The organism is Caldisericia bacterium (genome assembly GCA_021158845.1).
Taxonomy (GTDB): Bacteria; Caldisericota; Caldisericia; order B22-G15; family B22-G15; genus B22-G15.
The window spans coordinates 1-2,402 of the sequence record JAGGSY010000120.1 but is presented as its reverse complement, the minus strand read 5'-3'; the positions used below and the strand labels follow the sequence as shown (position 1 = coordinate 2,402).

The 2,402-nt window shown below is 32.1% G+C and carries 2 protein-coding genes; both read left to right on the top strand.

The window, feature by feature from the left end:
- On the top strand, positions 1 to 1,234 hold a 1,234-nt coding region (locus tag J7J33_04510), incomplete at its 5' end, for a class I SAM-dependent DNA methyltransferase (protein ID MCD6168550.1).
- A partial coding sequence (locus J7J33_04505; protein ID MCD6168549.1) for a DUF3644 domain-containing protein occupies positions 1,231 to 2,402 on the top strand: 1,172 nt, incomplete at its 3' end. The genes J7J33_04510 and J7J33_04505, both read left to right, overlap by 4 nt.

The window sequence follows — 2,402 nt, the reverse complement described above, 5'->3', positions numbered from 1 at the left end:
TTACAATAGTACATCCGATCTATACACCTATTTCTATGAAAAAAGCTGGAATATACTAAAACCAGATGGTTTTTCTTGTTTTATCTCAAGTAACAAATGGATGAGGTCTAAATACGGCCGAAAACTGAGGTATTTTCTTAAAAATAATTGTAAAGTTGTTATTTTGATAGACTTTAATGGTTATTCTGTATTTGAAGCTACTGTTGATACAAACATAATCTTATTTAAGAAGACACAACCCAATAAAGAACATAAAGTAAAATTTGTTAATGTACAGAACGAATTAGGAGGAGATGATATAATTTCATTTATTGAAAAAAAACAGAACATTATTTCACAGATAAAACTTGATGATTATTGCTGGACACTTGCAGATGAGAGGATTCTGAAACTCAAAGAAAAAATAGAAAGTATAGGGGAACTTTTAAAAGATTTGGATGTGAAGATTTATTATGGAATAAAAACAGGTTTTAACAAAGCGTTTATCATAGATAATGAAACAAAAGAAAGATTATGCAAAGAAGACCCAAAAAGTGCCGAGATTCTGAAACCAATATTACGAGGACGAGATATTGGTCGGTATTATTATAAGTGGGCAGGATTGTGGTTAATTGCAACTTTTCCTGCGTTACATTTAAATATTGATAAATATCCTGCTATTAAAAGATATTTGTTGAGTTTTGGGATAGAGAGATTAGAACAGTCTGGTGAGACTTTACCCGATGGTACCAAAGCAAGAAAGAAAACAGGGAATAAATGGTTTGAAACGCAAGACAATATTGCTTACTACTCTGAATTTGAAAAAGAAAAAATTGTTTGGCAAAGGGTGACGCAAACGAGGAGATTTGCCATTGTCCCTCCAGGTATATACTCTGAAGATACAACACATTTTATTACTGGCCAAAATTTACGTTACTTATTAGCAGTGCTAAATTCCGTTCTTTTTGAATTTGTTTTTTATAAATTTTACCAAGGTGGTGGTATACAAGGTGAAATTAAGGGAGAGTTCATAAAGAGATTTCCCATACCCCAAATTTCTAACATAGAACAACAACCATTTATAGACCTTGTCAACAAAATCCTCCCTCTCTCCCAATCCGATGACTATCTTGAAAATCCACAAAAACAGGTAAAAGTCAAAGAATACGAACGCCAGATTGACCAGTTGGTGTATCAATTATATGGGTTAACAGAAGAAGAAATAAGAATAATCGAGGGAAAAGACAGGATATGAAAAGAGTGCCGACAATAGTAAAGCAGCTATTACAAAAGGCAAGAGATTCTGCAATGCTTGCTGTCGAGTATTATAATAAACCAGCAGTATCTTTCAAATCAGAAGGATATATCACAATGATGATAATTGCTTGGAATTCATTATTTCATGCATATTTTTTAAAAAATAAGATTAAACCTTTCTATCGTAAAAAATCTGCTGAAGGGAAAAGACCAAGATATGAGTATGTTTTTGAAACTCTGCCTGATGGGAAAAAAATAAAGGAAAAGCGATGGTGGGAACTGAGTGAATGTGTAAAGCAGTACTTTCAAGGTGACAACAGCTCTCCTGTCAGAAAGAACTTAGAATTTTTCATTCCGCTCAGAAACATGATTGTCCATAGACACATACCTGAACTTGATGATTCTATATTTGGTGAATGTCAAGCATTATTAATCAATTTTGACAATTTCATTAAGCAGCATTTTGGGGAAAAATATGCAATTAAGCAATTTTTATCCTTTAGTTTACAATTAGCGAAGACACCAAAGAACTTTATAGGAGCTTCTAAAGAAGAACTAAGAAAAAAGAAGGTGGAGGAAATCATTCAATATATAAAAACCTTCCGTTCATCACTTACAACGGAACAATTTGAATCTCCAGAATATTCATTTAAGGCAATTCTAATTCAGGTTAGAAACCACCAAAGTAGGGATGCACTACCATTAAAATTTATACACGAAAAAGACTTAACAGATGAACAAAGAGAAAAATTAAAAGATATTGGTGTTGTGTTGATAAAAGAAAAACATATTCAAATGGATAAGATTCCTGAAAATTTTACATTAAGTTATGGTGAATTAAAAAGCAGAATAAAAGAAAACATCCCTCATATTAAAAATCCACAATTTGAAAAGTATAAGAAATATTTGAGAATTAGATATAAGGATAAATTAGCGTATGAGAGAATTCATAATCCACGGAGTAAAAAATCCCAATCAACTTGGTACTATGACCCAAAAATTATTGATGAATTTAAAAAGTTATGCCCATCCATTACATCTCAAAACAAAACAATTGTAAAACGGATAGAACACTTGGTTGACCTATTTCTCTCCCTCACCCAATCCGAAGACTATCTTGAAAATCCACAAAAACAAGCCAGAGTCAAAGAATACCAACGCCAGAT